This is a genomic window from Rahnella sp. Larv3_ips, from assembly GCF_003697865.1.
GTDB lineage: Bacteria > Pseudomonadota > Gammaproteobacteria > Enterobacterales > Enterobacteriaceae > Rahnella > Rahnella rivi.
Genome location: NZ_MJIB01000005.1, coordinates 489,631 through 507,485, shown reverse-complemented (window position 1 = coordinate 507,485; position 17,855 = coordinate 489,631). Strand labels below are relative to the sequence as shown.

Here is a 17,855-nt window from a genome sequence, read left to right as displayed (position 1 = left end):
GGCCCTCAAATACACAAAATTAAATATGCAGGGGTATTTGGCATGAAGGTCTTGAAGTCCGAGTTTGAGTACAGGGAATGGATGGAGAAGGATTACTTTCATCTTGAAGAGGGATACCCCTCTGTGTTGGAGCCGGATGAGTTGGAGAGAGAACTTTTACATCAGATGCCAGATCAGTTTCCCTGCATCGTTTTGGTTGTCAAAGGTCCAAGACCTGTTGAACCTGAGGGTTTGCAGTTTATCTACAGTGCTCAGGTACAAGAATGGGCAAAACAATTCGGTGTCATAGATTAGACAAGTATCAGATTTCTAAGCCTGCCTGCAGGTTATGTTGGCAACGATGTGTCAAATTATTACCGTGTGGCCAAATCATTGCTATCCTTTTTAGATAAAAAAGGAGGGGCTATGAAACTGCTGAAAAACGAATTTGAATACAAAATGTGGATGACGTACGACTTTCTTCGATTAGACGAAGGCTTAAGTCCATTGTTTGATCATGATTTGCTTGAGCGAGAGCTATTAGCTCAAATGCCCGAGCAGTTTCCTTGTATTGCATACATCGTTAAAGGTCCGAGTTTATTCGAGCCTGATGAAGCTAGATTCATTTACCGACCGCAGTTAGAAGAATGGTCTCAGCTCATGGACTCGGTAACTACATAGCATTATAAAACTTTCTAAAGGCTGCCTTCGGGCGGCCTTTTTTATTGCAAAAATTTAGAGTCTTATCAATCACATACCGTGCTTCTATTAACGCGGGTGGTTGCTACTCTGCTCCCTAAGACTAAACGCCCAACCGGACGACCGGAGGGGGAGACTATGAAAATGGACCAAAGCTCAGGAAACATCGTCACGCAGTTCTTTGCGTGGTTCGCTGCGATAGCGGCCGCCTGCGGTTTCACCACTCAAGACATGGTTTACATGCTGTTTGGCCTCATCGGCGTTCTCATTTCCTTTGCGTCGTATGTCAGTGGTCGCCTGGACGCCCGCAAGGCGCGAAAAGAAAATGAAAAGCGCACCAAAATTGTCAGTGACTATCTTGACGACGCGCGTGCTAAACCAGCTCACGAAAAGCCAGCAGCCGCGAAGGTAATCAGCGAAGCGCTTTCAAAAGCGGAAGGCTGATATGGCTAATTATAAAACTAAGCTCAGTGCCGCTGTGCTGGCGCTGGTATTGGGTGGCGCATCTGCCCCGGCTATTCTCGATCAACTGCTGGATGAGAAAGAAGGCAACAGCCTGAGTGCCTATCAAGATGGTACAGGCCTTTGGACGATTTGCCGTGGCGCAATCCGTGTCGACGGTAAGCCGGTCTCTAAAGGTATGAGGCTGACCGCTGCGAAGTGCGCGCTGGTGAATCGGCTGGAGTCAGACAAGGCGATTGCCTGGGTGAAGAAAAACGTCCACGTTCCACTTACCCAGCCTCAGATTGCTGGCATCGCCTCGTTCTGCCCCTACAACATCGGCCCCTCGAAATGTTTCTCATCCACTTTCTACCGCAAGCTCAACGCTGGCGATAAGCGCGGCGCCTGCAGCGAGATAAAGCGCTGGGTGCGCGATGGTGGTAAAGACTGCAACTTTCGAGCAAATAATTGCTTCGGACAAGTTCAACGCCGGGATCAGGAAAGCGAACTGACGTGCTGGGGACTGGATGAATAACAATTTATCGATTGTGCTGGCCTTCGTGGCTGGCGCTGCTCTTACCTGGTGGGTTGAAGGGCTTCGCTGGGAAGCTGACGTGTCAAAGCTGAATGAATCCCACACAGCCGCACTGAAGAAACAAAGCGATCAGGCAGTGATTGACCTGACCAACCAGGAGAAGCGCACCGAAGCAGCACAAACCGCGCTGGCTGCGTTGGATGCCAAACATACGAAGGATATGGCAGATGAACAGGCCAAAAATGACCGGTTGCGTGCTGATATCGCTGCTGGTACTCGCCGGGTGCGAATCGCCGCGGCAAATCTTGCCACCTGCAAGCTCGTCGGGAACAGCACTACCGGAACCGGCGGCCTGGGCGATGCAGCACAAGTCGAACTCTCTGGTGCTGGTGGACGGGCTGTTCTCGATCTCCGAGCCAGTGTCATCAAAGACGACCAAGTGATCCAATACCTTCAGAGCTATGCCGCTGAAGCCCAGAAGCGTTGCAACATTCACTGACAGGAAACAGCCATGACCGTAAAAGCAAAATTCCGCTGCCACTTCATTCAAAAGGCAGATGATGATTCCAGCCGTACCATCCATATGAGTGCAGTCACATCCGGTAGCCATGAAAATGAAGGCTGGTCTAACCTCACGCCGGGTGGCCAGATTCAGATGCATATTTCAAACCCTGAAGCATTCAACCAGTTCGAACAGGGTAAGGAATATTACGTCGAAATTCAGCCTGCGGGTCGAGTAAGCATTACAGCAGACATTAACTGATTGACTGTGATAATGCTTTATCCAGATAAATCTTCGGCGTAATCTCACCTTTCCGCTTATGAAAAGGAGGTTGTGATGGTTGATTTTGACAATGATTATGACGAAGACGAAGATTTTGGTAACGACTTCGGAAGAGTTCCGAGCGATCAAGAATGCGATCACTGTGGGAAGCCAGCAACCCATGCTTCAGGTGATCATTACTCTTGCGATGACCACAGCGATGATTGATATTGCTTAGACTCAACATTTACAAAATAACCGCCTATGGGCGGTTTTTTTATTGGTGAAAACACTCGACTTACTGACTCCGCTGAACGGGAATATTTCAACCTCAGAGAACGTATCAATGTCAACATCAAGCAAATATCGGGACTTCAACAGTACATTAAAGAACATAGCAAATAACTAGATATGCAAATGAAATGTTTAATTCGAACATGGGGAGAGCTATGATTTTATCTTTTACAAAGGGAGTTGAGATATGTCTTGGACCTGCCCATATTGCCAACACAAAACTGTTGTGACGAGCCAAAATAAAACTGTTTCGTCAAATTTTTTTGATGATGGAAATGCATTCGGCTCATTGAGAGCCAATTGGATAGCGATTACTTGCCTTAATGATGAATGCCGCCAATTGAGCTTATCTTTTTCACTTAACAAAAATGATGGTACTAACCAACTTTTATATAATTGGGAATTACTGCCACAAGGAACTGTTAAAGCATTTCCAGATTATGTTCCTGCTCCAATCCTCGAGGATTATAAAGAAGCAGTGCTAATCAGTAATCTTTCACCAAAAGCTTCGGCCACACTATCTCGAAGATGCCTTCAGGGAATGATTAGGCATGTTTGGGGGGTTAAGCCTTCAAGATTGGTGGATGAAATCAAGGCTATAGAAGATAAAATAGAAGCTGGTATGTGGAAAGCCATAGATGCTGTTCGTAACATAGGCAACATTGGCGCGCACATGGAGAACGATATCAGCGTAATAGTTGATGTGGACCCTGAAGAGGCTGAGATGCTTATTGGGCTAATCGAATTACTTATTCAAGAGTGGTACGTCGAAAAGCATGAACGCCAAAAAAGAGTTGAAGCAATCACCAGTTTAGCGGCTGAAAAGAAAGCGCTTAAACAAATGAAATAAACCGCCACCGGGCGGTTTTAGATTGCCAACACCGTTTTTCATAGTGGTGGCAATCGTTTGAAAAAATTTAGTAATTTGAAATAGATTTTTCTAACTCATCCATGAATGCGGCACTTCTTCCTGTGTCATTTGCGAAATCTTGATACATGTCATCAATGCTATCGTATTCAGATATGTAGCGTTGAGCAGGGTCGTTTGGAGGAGGTGGGATAACTATGCTGCCAGGTTCCACGATTGGGTCCAGCATTTTGGGGGGTGATTTATCGGTTGCCGTGACCTTAACGGGATATTCACTTTGTTCTTCGTCATCTACATACCACTCGACAGTGATGTGATCACCCAATACATAACCATCAAAAATTGTTTCCCAAGCCATTTTTCATCCTTTTGCGAGAAAACTGTGACTCCCAGCCGCAAAAAAGAAACTTTGCCGCGAGTATTTAATCGATTTTAAATCTAATCAATTGAAAAAAAATTTTTATGTGCTGTTTGATTTCTTTAAAAATCAGGCAGCCTGTTTAGTCTTCTCGGCGTTTTTTGTCTCCATCACGCTGTGCTGGCGTTCGATCGTTACCCGTGTTGTAGCGATGATCATGTCCACCGTCTTGCCTTTGCTTCCCTGTAGAGATAATTCCTTTCAGGTTACTTGGTTCATTGGAGTCGATGATCTTTATTAGTGCATCAAAAAGTCCCAACTTACTCTCCTCATCCTATATGGCTTAGTAGTTACAGGTCAAAAGCCTAAATATCTATTATCGGCACAAAAATGGCAATTATTTAGAGTTTTTTAGACATACATTAGGGAGATAAAAATGGCAAAACCGGATTGGGGGGCCATTCAGAAACATTTCCTCGCCGACCATGCCATAACAAACATATCCCCCAAAGACTGGTGTGAGGCGCAGGGCATCAACTACGCCACGGCGCGCCGCTATGTCAAAAAACCATCCGTTACAGATGCGCAAAAAACTGCGCAACCTGCGCAGAAGAAAATGCGCAATGTGCGCATCGAAGCCGTTGTGTCGAGCATAGACGAACTGATTGACGACGACGGTTTCACACCGATGCAAGCCGCCTTTGTCATTGAATACCTTAAAGATAAAAACGCGTCTCAGGCTGCTTTACGCGCTGGCTATTCCGATTCATCGACCGGCCCGCAGCTGATCAGGAAAGATCATATTGCGCAGGCCATCAATCGCCAACTGCGCGCAATCGCTGAGCGCCAGCTGATAACCGCCGATCAAATCGTTGCCCGGATGTGGAACATGGCGACGGTCGACGTTAACGAACTGGTCGAGTATCGCCGGTATTGCTGCCGTTACTGCTGGGGAAAGATTCATGGTTACCAGTGGACGGAAGAGGAATATGGACGAGCTCGCGATCAGGCTCTCATCGACAAAAAGCCTGCGCCGGATGTTGCCGGTGGCTTTGGTTTTCGTGAGAAGCGCCCGCCGCATCCAGAATGTCCTCAATGTAACGGTGACGGGACTGGCGCTGTACACATCCATGATTCACGGCGGCTTTCACCGGCTGCGCGCATGGCTTATGACGGCGTGAAGGTGACGAAAGACGGCGTCCAGGTTCTGATTGCAGATCGTGGCCGCATGCTGGAGAACGTTGCGAAGCATCTCGGCCTGTTTGACAGCCCCGCGGCGAAGCAGCTTCAGGAGCTGGATATCGAGGCCAGGCGGATCGAGAACCAGCGTGCACGTCAGGATGAGAAGAACGAAGGAACTGAGCCCACACCGGTTCAAATCATCATTAATGCTGTAGACGCGAGGGTTCCAGATGGCGATCAGTCCGACGCTTAACATCCCTCAGGCGCGCTTTCTCGCCATGCCGCATAAGTTCAAAGCATACGTTGCAGGGTTCGGCAGCGGCAAAACGTGGGTAGGCTGCGGTGGCATCTGCAAAGGCTTTTGGGAATTCCCAAAAATCAACCAGGGATATTTCGCGCCGACTTACCCTCAGATCCGCGACATTTTTTATCCGACGGTAGAAGAGGTGGCTTTCGACTGGGGTCTGAACGTCAAGATCAATGAGAGCAACAAAGAGGTTCACTTCTACGAAGGCCGGATGTATCGCGGCACCACCATTTGCCGCTCAATGGAAAAGCCGGCCACGATAGTCGGTTTCAAGATTGGCAACGCTTTGGTGGATGAATTGGACGTCATGCCAGCGGCTAAAGCTCAGCAGGCGTGGCGTAAAATCATCGCTCGTATGCGCTATAACGTGCCCAACCTGCGAAACGGCATTGATGTGACGACAACGCCTGAGGGCTTCAAGTTCGTTTATCAGCAGTTCGTGAAGGCGGTGCGCGATAAGCCGGAATTGTCCACGCTGTATGGACTGACGCAGGCCAGTACATTCGACAATGCGAAGAACTTGCCGCCGGACTACATTTCTTCGCTGCTGGGTTCCTATCCCGAAGAGCTGATCAAAGCTTACCTGCGCGGCCAGTTCACCAACCTGGCAAGCGGCACTATTTACCATCAGTTCAATCGACAGAAGAACAACTGCGCAGATGAAGAGCAGCCGGGTGAGCCGCTGTTTATAGGTATGGATTTCAACGTAGGCAAGATGGCTGCCATCGTTCATGTCAAACGTGATGGACTGCCGCGCGCTGTTCGTGAACTGACAAAGGTCTACGACACCCCCGCGATGATTAAGCGTATTCAGGAGGAATTCTGGCGCTACGAAGGCGGCCGGTACGTGGCCAGCCGCCAGATTTATATTTATCCCGACGCCTCCGGGGACAGCCGCAAATCAAACAATGCCAGCGAGACCGATATCGCACAGCTGAAGCAGGCCGGATTCAGCGTGTTGGTTAACCCATCCAACCCGCCGGTTAAAGACCGCATCAACTCGATGAACGCCATGTTCTGTAATGCATTGGGTGAACGCCGGTACCTGGTAAATGTTCAGCGCTGCCCTGTCTATACAGAGAGTCTGGAGCAACAGGTATGGGATAAGAACGGCGAGCCGGACAAGAAGGCGGATAACGACCACCCAAACGACGCTGGCGGTTATTTCATCGTGAAAGATTTCCCCATAATCAAGCCGCAGGGCAGAGCCACCCCACTACGGATGTAAACCATGCCAGATATCTCAACACCCAATCTCGACTATGGGAACATGGTCGAGGCGTGGGACATCAATGATGCCCTTATGGGCGGAACGCTTTACATGCGCCAGCTGGGTGAAAGCTATTTGCCGCGCTGGCCGAACGAAGAGATCGATGCCTATAAGAAACGGCTGGGCGCGGCCACTCTGCTGCCTGCCTACGAAGAGACAATAAGCCAGAACAATGGCCGTGTATTTGCAGAGCCGGTGAAGCTTAGCGACGAAACGCCGGACCAAATCGTTGAAATCTGCAAAAACGTAGATATGGCCGGTAATCGGTTGGAGGTTTGGGCACAGGAATTCTTCCGGATGGCTTCCCAATACGGTCTGTCGCATGCGCTGGTGGATTATCCGCGCGTTGATACTGATACCGTCAAGACAAAAGCGCAGGAGAAGCAATCCGGCGCGCGGCCGTATGTGACACTGATTAATCCGCGTCAGGTGATCGGGTGGGACTCGAAAGTCCAGAATGGCTCAGTGGTTTTAACAGAACTTCGAATAAAGGAGATTATCGTCGAAAAAGGCGATGACTTCAGTCAGAAGAAGGTCGAGCAGATCCGCTACATGACGCCCGGCAAAGTGCAAATCTATCGCAAATCCACTGGAAATGATGGCGCTTCAGTTTGGTCTGTACATGAGGAGTGGAACACCTCAAGACGCGATATCACTCTCGTTACCCTCTACACCAAGCGCACCGGTTTCATGTGCGGCAGCCCGCCGCTACTGAACCTTGCCATGTTGAACATCAAGCATTGGCAGAGCCAGAGCGAGCAGGACAACATTCTGCATGTCGCGCGGGTCCCAATCCTGAGCGTTTACGGTCTTGCAGAAGGACAGGAGCTGACTATCGGGGCATCAACGGCGACCCGATTCGATGACCGCTCTCGTCAGGGTATCGAATATACCGAGCATACCGGCAATGCGATTGGAGCCGGAAAAACCTCAATCGAGGATTTAGAGCAGCAGATGCGGCAGGCTGGCGCGAAGTTGCTGCGAGCTGAAAACACCTCCACTAAATCCGTCGATCAGACCAACGAAGAACGCATGCAGGAGCATTCGCCGCTTTATACCATGGCGAACTCGCTCGAGGATGCGCTGGATAATGTGCTGCAAATCATGGCCGACTGGCTTGGATTGCCAGAAGGCGGAAATGTCGATGTGCGGACAGAGCTTGAAGCGGCGGAGCAGACGATCAACGCACCTGCGGCGATGGCTATCCAGTCATTGCGTCAGGGGGGCGATATCCGACCGATTGACGCAGTACGTGCTCTGCAGAGCCTGCGCATCATTGATCCGGATGCTAAGCCCGAGTTGGTGATCGATGAGCTGAACAATCTGGCGCCGAACATGGCAGGCGGTTCGAATGGCAACGATCAATGAGCAGTTACGTGATGAGGCGATCAGCCATGCGCTGTTTGTAAGCCGTTATTCCACCGGCGTCTCGAAACGTATGGTGAAAATCCTTAACGAGAGTGATGCTGAGTTAACCGCACGGTTATTGGTTGCTATGGATGGGCTGGCGCCGAATAGTTTCACCGTGCGCCAGCTGGAGGGATTGCTGGGCAGCGTTCGGCAAATAAACCAGACAGCCATTCAGGCAACTTTCTCCACTCTCGCGGATGAGCTGCAGAGCTTCGCAGATCATGAGGCCGGTTATCAGCTCAGCTTGTTTGATGCAATCATGCCCGCGCCTGTTAAACATCGTTTCCCGTTGGCGGCTATCACTGCAGATCAGGTGTATGCCGCAACAATGGCCCAGCCATTTCAAGGTCGTTTGCTTAGCGAGTGGGCGACCAATCTGGAGAACGATCGGCTGGCTCGGATCACCAACGCTGTGCGGGTAGGTTATCTCACCGGTAAGCCTACCGAACAGATAGCGCGGAATGTTCGCGGCACGGCGACAAATAACTTTCAGGATGGCGCTATCCAGGTGAGCCGGGCTAATGCAACCAGCATCACTAAGACGGCGATCAGCCACCTCGCGGCTACAGCACGTAACCAGTTCGCAGAGCACAACAGCGACATCGTGGACTGTAAAGACTGGTTATCGACACTGGATAACAAAACCACGCCGGCCTGCATCATTCGCGACCGCCTAAGGTACACGCTGGATAATAAACCTATCGGTCACAAGGTCCCTTACCTGCAGGGACCCGGTCGCATCCACTTTTGCTGTCGCTCGACCGAAACGCTGGTAACGAAATCATGGCGTGAACTCGGCATCGATGTAGATGAAATGGATGCGGGAACCCGCGCCAGCATGGACGGGCAGGTTGCGGCGCAGACCACGTACAGCGAATGGCTCAGTCAGCAATCTCTATACCGGCAGGTTCAGGTGCTGGGTGATACTCGCGCCAGACTTCTGCAGAACGGTGGTATGAAGGTGCCGGATTTCTTCTCTGATAAGGGGGAGTGGATCACGCTAAATAAGCTGAAAGAAATCGATGCCGCCGCGTTTGAGAAAGCCGGTTTTTAGACATTTGAAATATTTATATGAGGCTGCCTTAGGGCGGCCTTTTTTATGCCTGCCGTTTAGCGGATGCGATGCGGCGCCGGGTCGGATGACCTTTTGATTATGGCCGGAAGGCCTGGAGAAAAACCATGAAATTGAAATTAGATGCTGACGGAAAGGTTGTCGTTGAAAACGGAATGCCGGTATTCATCCACGATGATGGCAAAGAGATCCCGTTCGATGCACCAGCCGCACTGAGCAAAATTACTGCCCTGAACGGCGAGGCTAAATCTCACCGCGAAGGCAAAGAAGCGGCGGAAGCCCAGCTTGCGAAGTTCTCAGGCATCGAAGACCCGACGAAGGCGCTCGAAGCCATCCAACTGATGACCAAAATCGACCAGAAGAAGCTGATTGATGCAGGTGCAGTAGATCAGGTGAAGGCTGAGATCACCAAGTCATTCCAGACGCAGCTCGATGAAGCAAACGGCAAGAGCAGCAAGCTGGAGCAGCAGCTCTATCAGGAAATGATCGGCGGTCGTTTCAACGGTTCGTCTTTCATCAAAGATAAAGTCGCTATCCCCGCTGATTTTGTTCAGGCCCGCTTTGGTCAGGCTTTCAAGATCGAGGACGGCAAGGTGGTTGCCTATGACCCATCCGGCAACAAAGTGTACTCACGCACCAAGCCCGGCGATCTGGCCGACTTTGACGAAGCGCTGGAGTTCCTGGTCGAGCAGTACCCGCAAAAAGACCACATCCTTAAATCATCCGGCGCCAGCGGTGGTGGCTCTCAGCAGTCACAGCACCAGGCTGGTCAAAAAACCATGAAACGCGATGCGTTTGACTCGCTGGATCATACCGGCAAGCAAGCTGCGCTCAAAGACGGCGTGAGCATCGTAGATTAATTTCGGAGTAACACATGTCTAATACCTTAACTGGCCTGATCCCTACTATTTACACCGCGCTGGACGTGGTATCCAGCGAACAGGTCGGTTTTATTCCGGCCGTTGCACGCAACACCAAAGCCGATGCTGCTGCTAAAGGCCAGTCTGTACTGGCACCCGTCGCGCCAGTGGCCACGACCACTGACATTATTCCTGGCCCAACAGCGCCAAACGACGGCGATCAGGATATTGGCTCAGTCGACGTTAAGATCACTAAATCCAAAATGGCGCCGGTTAAATGGAACGGTGAAGAGCAGCTGGCGATTGGTCCTTCCGGTACCTATAACACCATTCTCGCAGATCAGTTCAAACAGGCCTTCCGCGCTTTGGCGAATGAGGTTGATGGCGATCTGGGCGCGCTTTATTACGGATCTTCCCGCGCTGTCGGCACCGCGGGTACCGCACCGTTTGGGGTGAAGGAAGATTTCTCTGATTTCGCCAGCGCACGGCAGGTTCTGTCAGACAACGGTTCCCCGACGACCGATCTGCAAATGGTGTTGGGTTCATCTGCGATTTCTAATCTTCGCGGCAAACAGTCTGTCCTGTTCAAAGCCAATGAAGCGGGAACCGATCAGCTGCTGCGTGAGGGTATTCTGGGGCGTGTTGAAGGCTTCAATATCCACGAGTCTGCAGGCGTCAAACGAGTTGCAGCTGGCGCGGGCAGCGGTTACCTCGTGAACGGAGCCAAATCAGAAGGCGACATCATCATTGCGGTCGATAGCGGTACTGGGGCCATTACTGCGGGTAAGCTCGTCACTTTTGAAGGCGATGAGCATCAATATGTTATTGCGGCTGCTACTGCAACAACCATCACACTGGCAGCTCCGGGGCTACGTCAGGACCTTGCTGATAATGCGGCGATCACCATCGGCGGCGCCTTTACCGCCAACATGGCATTCGACCGTAACGCATTCCTTCTGGCGTCGCGCACACCTGCCATGCCGGACGGTGGCGACACAGCGGATGACGTCATGAATGTTACTGATCCAGTCTCAGGCATTACTTTCCAAATCGCTCTATACCGTCAGTATCGCCAGGTGCGTTACGAGGTCGGTTTGGCGTGGGGTGTTGCATCAATTAAACCTGCGCACTCAGTAATTGTTCTGGGTTAACCGTCATTTGAAGGGGCTTCGGCCCCTTATTTATTGGAGGCCGCTATGGCTGGATTAACCAAAGAGCAGCGTGCTGCAAAAAACGCGGCTGAAGCTGATGTAACGAGCGTTGCGATGTTCCGCTATGAGCCAGAGCATACAAATGGTCCTGTATTGGCAGATGTTCACGCCGATGAAGTTACCCGTTGGCTGGATCAAGGCTGGCGCGTTGCGGAATCCGAGTAAGGAGCTGAGAGATGCTGATAACAGATCCTGATTCGCCTGACTTTGAAAGTTACGCCAGCGTCGCGGACATGCGTAAATTGGCCTTAATGCGAGGTTACGCCGTGCCGGAGGACGTCGCCGAATGCGAGCAGTTACTCGTTCAGGCTATGGATTACCTCGAAGCGTTGAAGTGGAAGGGTACCCGTTCAGTTCCTTTTCAACCACTGGCCTGGCCTCGCAGCTGTGTTGTTGTAGATGGCTATGCAATGCCGAGGAAGTCTATTCCGAAACAACTCATCCAGGCCCAATGCCGGTTAGCCGTAGAAGCGCAGGAAACTGATCTGCAACCTTCATTTTCCGGAGGCGGACAGGTGACACAAGAAACTGTAACCGGCGCGGTCAGCGTCTCTTATGCAGAGGGTTCATCAACCGATGCGCCTTCATTCACCTGGCTGAACGGCTTGCTGCGTGGAATGGTGACGAGCAGCTCACAGGTTCAGGTGGTTCGAGGATGATATGGCAATCAACTATCTGCGAATGCGCACGACCGCAACGCGGTTGCTGACCGAGAACGGCCAGCAATATCTGCTTACGCGTGGCGGATCCGTAAAAATGGTGGCAGGCAAAGAAGTCGCCACACCGATTGAAACGGTGACACCGGTCGGGGTCATTACGGCTTATGCGCCGGGTGAAATCGATGGGACGCGGATCCAGAATGGTGACGTCAAACTGACGGCGACGTATGCCATCGAAATTAGGACTGATGACCGGATCGAGGTGGACGGCAAAAAGTACCGCGTCGTGTTGCCGGGGCCAGTAAAACCGGCGGCGACGCTTATTTGCTATAAAGCACAGCTGAGGGTGTAACGATGGCTGATAACGATTCGTTCATAGCCTCGATCAACGCCTTCGTTGCGTCGGCCAAATCCAATCAGGAAGAAGTGATCCGCGCTACCGGCATCAAAATCCTCGCCCGTCTTGTTGATATGTCCCCGGTGGGAAACCCCGAAGTGTGGGCGGTTAACCAGACTGCAGTGGCATACAACAAAGAGGTTTTCGACCATAACGAAGCCCTGAAATCCGACTCTTCCAACCTGACTAAAACCGGACGCCTGAAGCGCAAGGCACGGGTCAGTGACGGCATGGATGTGAAAGCCTCGCCCGGTTATACCGGCGGCCGTTTTCGGGGTAACTGGCAGGTTTCACTGGATGCATCAGCAACAGGAGAAACGGGCGTTATTGATAAAAATGGTGGGGCGACAAAAGCAGCCGGCGGGCTGGTCATGGCGTCGTTTAAGGTGGGTACCAAATCCATCTACTTCTGCAACAACGTACCGTATGCGTATCTGTTGGAGTTCGGACATTCGAAGCAGGCGCCGGGCGGCATGGTGCGGATCACTGCTGAAGAGTTTCAGCGCTTCTTTACTGATTCGGTGCAGGAGGTGAGGCCGTGAGTCAACAGGCCATAACGCAGCTACTTGAGGGGCGACTGAGCGAGTGGGCAGAGGCGAAGGGGTTGACGGTAGCTTTTGACAACATCGCGTTCAGTCCTCCCGATGGCATCTATCTTGAATCTCACGTTATGCCTGCGACGACGACTGCTATCGACCTCAGCCGACAGGCCAAAGTATTTCGCGGCGTTTTCCAGATTAACATTATCTCCCCCGCCGGTACCGGAAAATCGGCTGGCGGTCTCATCGCCGAACAACTGATCCAGCTGTTCCCTGAGAATCAGGAGATGAGTGACGGCGGACTGACTTGTTATATAAACAGCGCCCCCAGTGCTTTCGCGGGCATCTCTTCCGATACCTCTTACACCATCCCCGTCAGCATGTCTTACCGCGCTGACATCTCGTAAGCGCCGCCTGTTGGCGGTTTAAAATCCCTCTTAATGGAGAATCCCCATGGGCTTTGCATTGCCTAACGGCGCGACTGTATTCGTCGGGTCAAAACTCGCTGCCGCTGTGGCAGCTACCGCAGTATCAAACGCAAAGGGCGCTGTGTTCACCGTCGCTACAGGTCACGGTCTGGCTGTGGGCGATCCTGTTCTTATCTCCTCTGGCTGGGGGCTTATCGATAATCTGGTCGCCCGCGTCTCAAGCCAGACAGCGACGTCGATCACTATCGATGTGCTCAATACCTCAGACACCAATTTCTTTGCGGCAGGCGCCGGTGGCGGCTCTTTACGCAAAGTTACCGAGTGGACTGAGATCCCGCAAATCACAGAGGTCGCTTCCAGCGGTGGCGATCAGCAGTACGTGCAGATTCAGTTCCTGTCCGATGATCGCCAGCGCAACCTGGCAACCTACAAAGCGGCCAAAACTCAGACCTTCACCCTGGCGCATGATTCAACCCTGCCAATCTATGGCGTGCTGACGGCCGGTGACCGCAGTGGTGACACGTTGCCGCTTCGCATGTACGTGCCAAAGGCCAAAGAAATGCGCTACTGGTCAGGCATTCCATCCTTCGACCCGCAGCCAACTACAGCTGTGAACGCCGTCGAAACCGTTCAGGCAGCATTTGCCGTGCAGTCTCGAGATATGACGTTCTACAAAGACACCGTGTCGGAGTCTTCCAGCTGATTAACCCGCTAATTTGAGCCCGGCAACGGGCTTTTTCTTCACTCATTTACCGAGGCCACCATGGCTGCCAAATTCAAATTAAAACCAAACCCGACTTTTAAAGCCGATGTGACTATTCCTGTGCCGGGTGATGAACCGGGGATTGTGACCTTCACGTTTAAGCATCGCCCGATCAAAGAGCTGGCTGATCTGGAGAAGGTAGAGGGTAAACACATCTCTCAGTTCCTGCTGGAAATCAGCGAAGGCTGGGCATTACCTGACGAGTTCAATCAGGAAAACGTTGAAACCCTGCTGGATAACTATCCGCGGGCCGGTGAAGCGATCATGAAAGCGTATTACGCGGAACTGCTGGGTAATCGCGAAAAAAACTAATAGCGGTTGCCTCGGCGTTCTATAAGCCAGATCCCACTGCTGAAGAGCTGGCCGGTATGGGGCTGACAGCGGATGACTTCGAACAGGTCATTATCGATGTCTGGCCTGACGTTTGGCCTGCCTTCGACGTCTTTCAGGCGGCCAGCACGCAGTGGCGCGTGGGGATGAGCGGGGCGACCGGTCTGGATTACAACTGCCTGCCCTGGCTGATGCGTACTCACGGGATAGACGACGAAGCAACCGCGCTGCATGACATCCGGATAATGGAAAGAACGGCGCTGACACTCATGCATAAGGGGGCGTAATGGCCGGTGATATTGCAACGATTTCGCTCAAGGTCAACACCTCCGACGTCGAGCGCGGCAGCAACGAGCTGGATAAATTTGCTGACGCGGCGGCCGGTGCGGCAAAGGGGGCTGATAACTTCGGGACCAGCGGCAAAGTCGCGGCAAAAGTGTCGGCAGAGGTCGCGCGCGAGGTGGAAGACACGCACCGGCGCGTGCGCGAATTCACTGAAGGACTAAAGCAGAACGAAGCCAGCACGAAGGGCGCGGCTCAGGCCACCGCCCAGCAGCAGCAGGAGCTGCGCACCCTGCTGACCCAGATCAATCCGGTAACGGCAGCATTCGAAAAGCTCGACAACATGGAGCAGCAGCTGTCGCGCTTCAATGCCAAAGGGTTGATTGATAGTGACACCTTCCGGGAGGCGGCGCGCACCATCCAGCAGACGCGGGATGAGCTCGGACGGGCAGCAGAAGCACGAACTGCAGAGGGACGAGCTGCTGCAGCGGCTGCACAACAAGATAAGGCTGCGGCTACAGCAAAAGAAAATTATCTGCAACGCTTGCGTGAGCAGATTGAGCTGCAGGGTAAAACGGCTTCTGAAATTCAGGAGTACCGTGCTGCTCAGTTAGGCGTGACACAGCAGGCAGCCCCTCTCATCGCCAAACTTCGGGAGCAGGAAGGGGCATGGAAAACCGGGGCTATTTCCGCAGGTCAGTACCGGCAGGCAATGCGCCAGCTGCCCGCTCAGTTTACTGACATAGCAACATCGATCGCAGGCGGCATGCCGCTGTGGCTTGTGCTGACGCAGCAGGGCGGCCAGATATCGGACTCGTTCGGTGGGCTGGGGAACATCTTTGAAATCATCAAGGAGAAACTTTTCGGCCTAAATGATGCGAATGATGAGGCCAGTGATTCACTCTCTGACAGCGCGAATGGCTTATCTGAAAACGCCGAAAACGCTGAGAAACTGGCGTCATTCCTGTCACCGGTAAAATTAGGCGTGCTGGCGCTGGCCGTCGCCGCTACGACCATGGCAATTGCCTGGTATCAGGGTGCGAAAGAACTCGACGAGTTTAACAAATCATTAATTCTGACCGGTAATTTCGCCGGGACTACGGCCAGCAATCTCTCAATGATGGCTAAGTCGATTGCGGCATCAACGGGAACCACGATTTCCGTTTCTGCCGACACGCTGGCGAAGCTCAACACCACGGGAAATTATACGGCCAATCAGCTTCGGACAGTGACGGCTGCTGTTGTGAGCATGAGTGACGCTACGGGGGAAGCCACGGCGACTCTGATCGCAGATTTCAACTCACTGAGCAAATCGCCGCTCGCCTCGATTACACAGCTGAACGACCAGTACCATTTCCTTACTGCGTCAACGTACAGCCAGATCGCCGCTCTTGAGCAGCAGGGGCGAACTCAGGAAGCTGCCAATCTTGCTATCGATACTTACGCGCAGGTTGTCAGTAAGCGGTCTGAGGAGATAGCGGACAATTTAGGCATCCTTCAAAGTGCATGGAAAGCGCTCGGTGACGCGGCCAGCGGCGCATGGGATTCGATGCTGAACTTAGGGCGTCAGAAATCACTCGATGACCAGTTAAAAGAGGCATTAGCAAGGGCGAAGGCGGCCAGCGGTGGGGCGAGCACACTGGCGCTCGGTGGCGTCGATACTGACACCGGAACATCCGATGCAGCCCGGATACGCGGGCAAATGCTTTTAGCTGACCTGACTGCAGCGCAGAACAAGGCCGAAAATGATTCGCGTGAGAAGAATTTATCTCTAGCGAAACAGATCAGCGATATAGACCAAAAGACGCTGAGCAATGCCGAGAAACGCACCAAGCAGATAAACCTCATCAATGAGGCGCTGACGCGTGGCGTCATCAAGCAGGAGCAGGCCGACCGGCTCATTACAAACGTTAACAACAGTTTCAAAGATCCGAAGACTCCAAAAGGCTCAACCAAAGCCTATCAGGATGACGCGGGGACCCGCGAATTGTTGGCAAGCCAGCAGCGCCTCGCAGCCCTAAAGGATCAGGTGTCGGCCAGCGCCACGCTCACCAGCCAGGAGCAGCAGCTGTCGAAGTTCACGCAGCAGATTGCCGACCTGAAGAGCAAAACTATTCTGACCGCCGATCAGAAGTCCCTGCTGGCGCGCGCAGGGGAAATAACGGCCAGCCTGCAGCTTGAGGCGCAGCTGTCTCGCGAGAACGTACAGCGCGAGAAGGCGGTGAAGGCGCTGAAGCAGATGCAGGACTACACCACGTCTATCGTCAGCAAGAACGCCCAGACTCAGGAAAAATTCGGGCTCACCACGAAGCAGGCCGGGCGCGTCGATCAGCAAACGCAGCTCGACAACACTTTTCGCAAGCAGACCGACGGCATTACTGACCCGGCGGCGCTGTCAAAGGTCACGGATGAATACAACCGGGCTAAAGAGGCGTTACGTTCCGGATGGGATCAGGAAGATGCCAATCAGGGTGACTGGCTGGCTGGTATGAGTCAGGGGATCGCACAGTTCGGCGAGAATGCCAGTGACGTATTCACCGCAACAGGTCAGCTGGCGCAAACCACGCTAAGCGATATGGCCTCAATGATGACAACGCTGGCGACAACCGGCAAAGCGAACGTGAAGGATTTTGCCAAGTCATTCCTGACCAGCATCGTCGATATCATCAATAAGTTGTTGTTGGCACAGGCCGTTCAGGCGGCAATGGGATGGATCAGCAGTTCATTCTCAGCCGGTTCAGGTACCGCTACGGCAACCTCTAACAGTTCGTTTTCATCGGGCGCTTACAGCGGGTTATCGTTCGATTCCGGCGGTTACACCGGTGAGGGCGATAAATTAGCGCCAGCCGGTATCGTCCATCGCGGCGAATTCGTCATGACCAAGGAGGCGACCAGCAGGATCGGCGTCGATAACCTGTATTCCATGATGAGGGGTTATGCAGACGGCGGTCTGGTTGGCGGAAATGCCGGTATGTTTGGCCTGTCCGGTGGTCAATCCAACTCTACGGTTGTGCAGACGTCCGTTGTGGTTCAGACCGGCAACAATCAGCAGCAGACGTCGGGCAACAGTGACGCCATTGGTAAAGCTTACCAGCAGGTGATCGACCAGTCTGTTCGCGATGGGATTGCGAAGGCTTTGCGTCCCGGTGGTCTCATCTACAACGCAAACAACTCACGTTAACCGCCTACGGGCGGTTTTTTATTGAGG

Annotated in this window: 26 protein-coding genes; 24 read left to right on the top strand and 2 right to left on the bottom strand. The window is 52.5% G+C overall.

The genetic code is table 11. The features are described from left to right. The first annotated feature begins 42 nt into the window (after positions 1-42). The 9 genes from ED901_RS11215 (at position 43) to ED901_RS25380 (ending at position 3,561) form a co-directional block, all read left to right on the top strand. On the top strand, positions 43-294 hold the full coding sequence (locus ED901_RS11215) for a hypothetical protein (protein ID WP_122095939.1): 252 nt from the start codon (positions 43-45) through the stop codon (positions 292-294). A 111-nt stretch (positions 295-405) separates the two neighbouring features. Beyond that, positions 406-660 carry a hypothetical protein gene (locus ED901_RS11210; protein ID WP_122095938.1) on the top strand — a complete coding sequence of 85 codons (255 nt, stop codon included), beginning with the start codon at positions 406-408 and terminating at the stop codon, positions 658-660. A 156-nt stretch (positions 661-816) separates the two neighbouring features. Then, positions 817-1,122, top strand: coding sequence for a hypothetical protein (locus tag ED901_RS11205; RefSeq protein WP_014416524.1), 306 nt, complete (start codon positions 817-819; stop codon positions 1,120-1,122). A 1-nt stretch (position 1,123) separates the two neighbouring features. Further along, positions 1,124-1,654: a lysozyme gene (locus ED901_RS11200; protein ID WP_122095937.1), complete on the top strand. Its 531-nt coding sequence runs from the start codon at positions 1,124-1,126 to the stop codon at positions 1,652-1,654. After that, positions 1,647-2,153, top strand: a complete 507-nt coding sequence (locus ED901_RS11195; RefSeq protein ID WP_122095936.1) for a lysis system i-spanin subunit Rz — start codon at positions 1,647-1,649, stop codon at positions 2,151-2,153. Before ED901_RS11200 ends, ED901_RS11195 begins: the two co-directional genes overlap by 8 nt. A gap of 12 nt (positions 2,154-2,165) precedes the next feature. Next, complete coding sequence (locus ED901_RS11190; RefSeq protein ID WP_122095935.1) at positions 2,166-2,417, top strand: hypothetical protein; 252 nt, start codon at positions 2,166-2,168, stop codon at positions 2,415-2,417. A gap of 75 nt (positions 2,418-2,492) precedes the next feature. After that, entirely contained in the window at positions 2,493-2,645 is a 153-nt protein-coding gene (locus ED901_RS25110) for a hypothetical protein (protein ID WP_162997852.1), read from the top strand. Positions 2,646-2,681: 36 nt separating this feature from the next. After that, complete coding sequence (locus ED901_RS11185) at positions 2,682-2,822, top strand: lysis system i-spanin subunit Rz (RefSeq protein WP_122095934.1); 141 nt, start codon at positions 2,682-2,684, stop codon at positions 2,820-2,822. Between the two features lie 76 nt (positions 2,823-2,898). Further along, positions 2,899-3,561, top strand: a complete 663-nt coding sequence (locus ED901_RS25380; protein ID WP_122095933.1) for a DUF4145 domain-containing protein — start codon at positions 2,899-2,901, stop codon at positions 3,559-3,561. Between the two features lie 67 nt (positions 3,562-3,628). Here ED901_RS25380 and ED901_RS11175 read toward each other — a convergent pair whose 3' ends face one another. Together ED901_RS11175 and ED901_RS25105 are read right to left on the bottom strand one after the other, a co-directional pair. Further along, a complete protein-coding gene (locus ED901_RS11175) occupies positions 3,629-3,937 on the bottom strand; it encodes a hypothetical protein (RefSeq protein WP_122095932.1) in 309 nt (102 codons plus the stop codon). Positions 3,938-4,079: 142 nt separating this feature from the next. Beyond that, positions 4,080-4,256 (bottom strand): hypothetical protein, encoded by a 177-nt coding sequence (locus ED901_RS25105; protein ID WP_162997840.1) that lies wholly within the window; start codon positions 4,254-4,256, stop codon positions 4,080-4,082. A gap of 117 nt (positions 4,257-4,373) precedes the next feature. Between ED901_RS25105 and ED901_RS11170 the strand changes: the two genes are divergently transcribed. The 15 genes from ED901_RS11170 to ED901_RS11100 all read left to right on the top strand — a co-directional run bounded on the left by ED901_RS11170 (position 4,374) and on the right by ED901_RS11100 (position 17,828). After that, positions 4,374-5,372: a terminase small subunit gene (locus ED901_RS11170; protein ID WP_122095931.1), complete on the top strand. Its 999-nt coding sequence runs from the start codon at positions 4,374-4,376 to the stop codon at positions 5,370-5,372. After that, entirely contained in the window at positions 5,350-6,654 is a 1,305-nt protein-coding gene (locus tag ED901_RS11165) for a terminase large subunit domain-containing protein (protein ID WP_122095930.1), read from the top strand. Before ED901_RS11170 ends, ED901_RS11165 begins: the two co-directional genes overlap by 23 nt. A 3-nt stretch (positions 6,655-6,657) precedes the next feature. Next, complete coding sequence (locus ED901_RS11160) at positions 6,658-8,064, top strand: DUF4055 domain-containing protein (protein ID WP_122095929.1); 1,407 nt, start codon at positions 6,658-6,660, stop codon at positions 8,062-8,064. Continuing rightward, positions 8,048-9,160, top strand: coding sequence for a hypothetical protein (locus ED901_RS11155; protein WP_122095928.1), 1,113 nt, complete (start codon positions 8,048-8,050; stop codon positions 9,158-9,160). Before ED901_RS11160 ends, ED901_RS11155 begins: the two co-directional genes overlap by 17 nt. 125 nt (positions 9,161-9,285) lie before the next feature. After that, positions 9,286-10,038, top strand: coding sequence for a DUF6651 domain-containing protein (locus tag ED901_RS11150; protein WP_122095927.1), 753 nt, complete (start codon positions 9,286-9,288; stop codon positions 10,036-10,038). Between the two features lie 14 nt (positions 10,039-10,052). After that, complete coding sequence (locus ED901_RS11145) at positions 10,053-11,189, top strand: P22 phage major capsid protein family protein (protein ID WP_122095926.1); 1,137 nt, start codon at positions 10,053-10,055, stop codon at positions 11,187-11,189. Positions 11,190-11,234: 45 nt separating this feature from the next. Further along, positions 11,235-11,414, top strand: coding sequence for a hypothetical protein (locus tag ED901_RS11140; RefSeq protein ID WP_122095925.1), 180 nt, complete (start codon positions 11,235-11,237; stop codon positions 11,412-11,414). Between the two features lie 11 nt (positions 11,415-11,425). Further along, positions 11,426-11,908 (top strand): DnaT-like ssDNA-binding protein, encoded by a 483-nt coding sequence (locus tag ED901_RS11135; RefSeq protein ID WP_122095924.1) that lies wholly within the window; start codon positions 11,426-11,428, stop codon positions 11,906-11,908. 1 nt (position 11,909) lies between these two features. Further along, on the top strand, positions 11,910-12,260 hold the full coding sequence (locus ED901_RS11130; RefSeq protein WP_122095923.1) for a hypothetical protein: 351 nt from the start codon (positions 11,910-11,912) through the stop codon (positions 12,258-12,260). 2 nt (positions 12,261-12,262) lie between these two features. Beyond that, the gene (locus tag ED901_RS11125) at positions 12,263-12,847 is read left to right on the top strand and encodes a hypothetical protein (protein ID WP_122095922.1); all 585 of its coding nucleotides are present in this window, start codon (positions 12,263-12,265) and stop codon (positions 12,845-12,847) included. Beyond that, the gene (locus tag ED901_RS11120) at positions 12,844-13,251 is read left to right on the top strand and encodes a DUF4128 domain-containing protein (RefSeq protein ID WP_122095921.1); all 408 of its coding nucleotides are present in this window, start codon (positions 12,844-12,846) and stop codon (positions 13,249-13,251) included. The genes ED901_RS11125 and ED901_RS11120 overlap by 4 nt, the downstream gene beginning before the upstream one ends. 46 nt (positions 13,252-13,297) lie before the next feature. Next, on the top strand, positions 13,298-13,975 hold the full coding sequence (locus ED901_RS11115) for a phage tail protein (protein ID WP_122095920.1): 678 nt from the start codon (positions 13,298-13,300) through the stop codon (positions 13,973-13,975). 60 nt (positions 13,976-14,035) lie between these two features. After that, entirely contained in the window at positions 14,036-14,347 is a 312-nt protein-coding gene (locus ED901_RS11110) for a phage tail assembly chaperone (RefSeq protein ID WP_122095919.1), read from the top strand. A gap of 56 nt (positions 14,348-14,403) precedes the next feature. Next, positions 14,404-14,652: a DUF1799 domain-containing protein gene (locus ED901_RS11105; protein WP_112288431.1), complete on the top strand. Its 249-nt coding sequence runs from the start codon at positions 14,404-14,406 to the stop codon at positions 14,650-14,652. Further along, positions 14,652-17,828: a phage tail tape measure protein gene (locus ED901_RS11100; protein ID WP_122095918.1), complete on the top strand. Its 3,177-nt coding sequence runs from the start codon at positions 14,652-14,654 to the stop codon at positions 17,826-17,828. The genes ED901_RS11105 and ED901_RS11100 overlap by 1 nt, the downstream gene beginning before the upstream one ends. Positions 17,829-17,855: the final 27 nt, after the last annotated feature.

What these genes read in the sequence shown, in the direction of transcription:
- ED901_RS11215 (WP_122095939.1), top strand. Translation starts at nt 43, where the DNA reads ATGAAGGTCTTGAAGTCCGAGTTTGAGTACAGGGAATGGATGGAGAAG.
- ED901_RS11210 (WP_122095938.1), top strand. Translation starts at nt 406, where the DNA reads ATGAAACTGCTGAAAAACGAATTTGAATACAAAATGTGGATGACGTAC.
- ED901_RS11205 (WP_014416524.1), top strand. Translation starts at nt 817, where the DNA reads ATGAAAATGGACCAAAGCTCAGGAAACATCGTCACGCAGTTCTTTGCG.
- ED901_RS11200 (WP_122095937.1), top strand. Translation starts at nt 1,124, where the DNA reads ATGGCTAATTATAAAACTAAGCTCAGTGCCGCTGTGCTGGCGCTGGTA.
- ED901_RS11195 (WP_122095936.1), top strand. Translation starts at nt 1,647, where the DNA reads ATGAATAACAATTTATCGATTGTGCTGGCCTTCGTGGCTGGCGCTGCT.
- ED901_RS11190 (WP_122095935.1), top strand. Translation starts at nt 2,166, where the DNA reads ATGACCGTAAAAGCAAAATTCCGCTGCCACTTCATTCAAAAGGCAGAT.
- ED901_RS25110 (WP_162997852.1), top strand. Translation starts at nt 2,493, where the DNA reads ATGGTTGATTTTGACAATGATTATGACGAAGACGAAGATTTTGGTAAC.
- ED901_RS11185 (WP_122095934.1), top strand. Translation starts at nt 2,682, where the DNA reads ATGGGCGGTTTTTTTATTGGTGAAAACACTCGACTTACTGACTCCGCT.
- ED901_RS25380 (WP_122095933.1), top strand. Translation starts at nt 2,899, where the DNA reads ATGTCTTGGACCTGCCCATATTGCCAACACAAAACTGTTGTGACGAGC.
- ED901_RS11175 (WP_122095932.1), bottom strand. Translation starts at nt 3,937, where the DNA reads ATGGCTTGGGAAACAATTTTTGATGGTTATGTATTGGGTGATCACATC.
- ED901_RS11170 (WP_122095931.1), top strand. Translation starts at nt 4,374, where the DNA reads ATGGCAAAACCGGATTGGGGGGCCATTCAGAAACATTTCCTCGCCGAC.
- ED901_RS11165 (WP_122095930.1), top strand. Translation starts at nt 5,350, where the DNA reads ATGGCGATCAGTCCGACGCTTAACATCCCTCAGGCGCGCTTTCTCGCC.
- ED901_RS11160 (WP_122095929.1), top strand. Translation starts at nt 6,658, where the DNA reads ATGCCAGATATCTCAACACCCAATCTCGACTATGGGAACATGGTCGAG.
- ED901_RS11155 (WP_122095928.1), top strand. Translation starts at nt 8,048, where the DNA reads ATGGCAACGATCAATGAGCAGTTACGTGATGAGGCGATCAGCCATGCG.
- ED901_RS11150 (WP_122095927.1), top strand. Translation starts at nt 9,286, where the DNA reads ATGAAATTGAAATTAGATGCTGACGGAAAGGTTGTCGTTGAAAACGGA.
- ED901_RS11145 (WP_122095926.1), top strand. Translation starts at nt 10,053, where the DNA reads ATGTCTAATACCTTAACTGGCCTGATCCCTACTATTTACACCGCGCTG.
- ED901_RS11140 (WP_122095925.1), top strand. Translation starts at nt 11,235, where the DNA reads ATGGCTGGATTAACCAAAGAGCAGCGTGCTGCAAAAAACGCGGCTGAA.
- ED901_RS11135 (WP_122095924.1), top strand. Translation starts at nt 11,426, where the DNA reads ATGCTGATAACAGATCCTGATTCGCCTGACTTTGAAAGTTACGCCAGC.
- ED901_RS11130 (WP_122095923.1), top strand. Translation starts at nt 11,910, where the DNA reads ATGGCAATCAACTATCTGCGAATGCGCACGACCGCAACGCGGTTGCTG.
- ED901_RS11125 (WP_122095922.1), top strand. Translation starts at nt 12,263, where the DNA reads ATGGCTGATAACGATTCGTTCATAGCCTCGATCAACGCCTTCGTTGCG.
- ED901_RS11115 (WP_122095920.1), top strand. Translation starts at nt 13,298, where the DNA reads ATGGGCTTTGCATTGCCTAACGGCGCGACTGTATTCGTCGGGTCAAAA.
- ED901_RS11110 (WP_122095919.1), top strand. Translation starts at nt 14,036, where the DNA reads ATGGCTGCCAAATTCAAATTAAAACCAAACCCGACTTTTAAAGCCGAT.
- ED901_RS11105 (WP_112288431.1), top strand. Translation starts at nt 14,404, where the DNA reads ATGGGGCTGACAGCGGATGACTTCGAACAGGTCATTATCGATGTCTGG.
- ED901_RS11100 (WP_122095918.1), top strand. Translation starts at nt 14,652, where the DNA reads ATGGCCGGTGATATTGCAACGATTTCGCTCAAGGTCAACACCTCCGAC.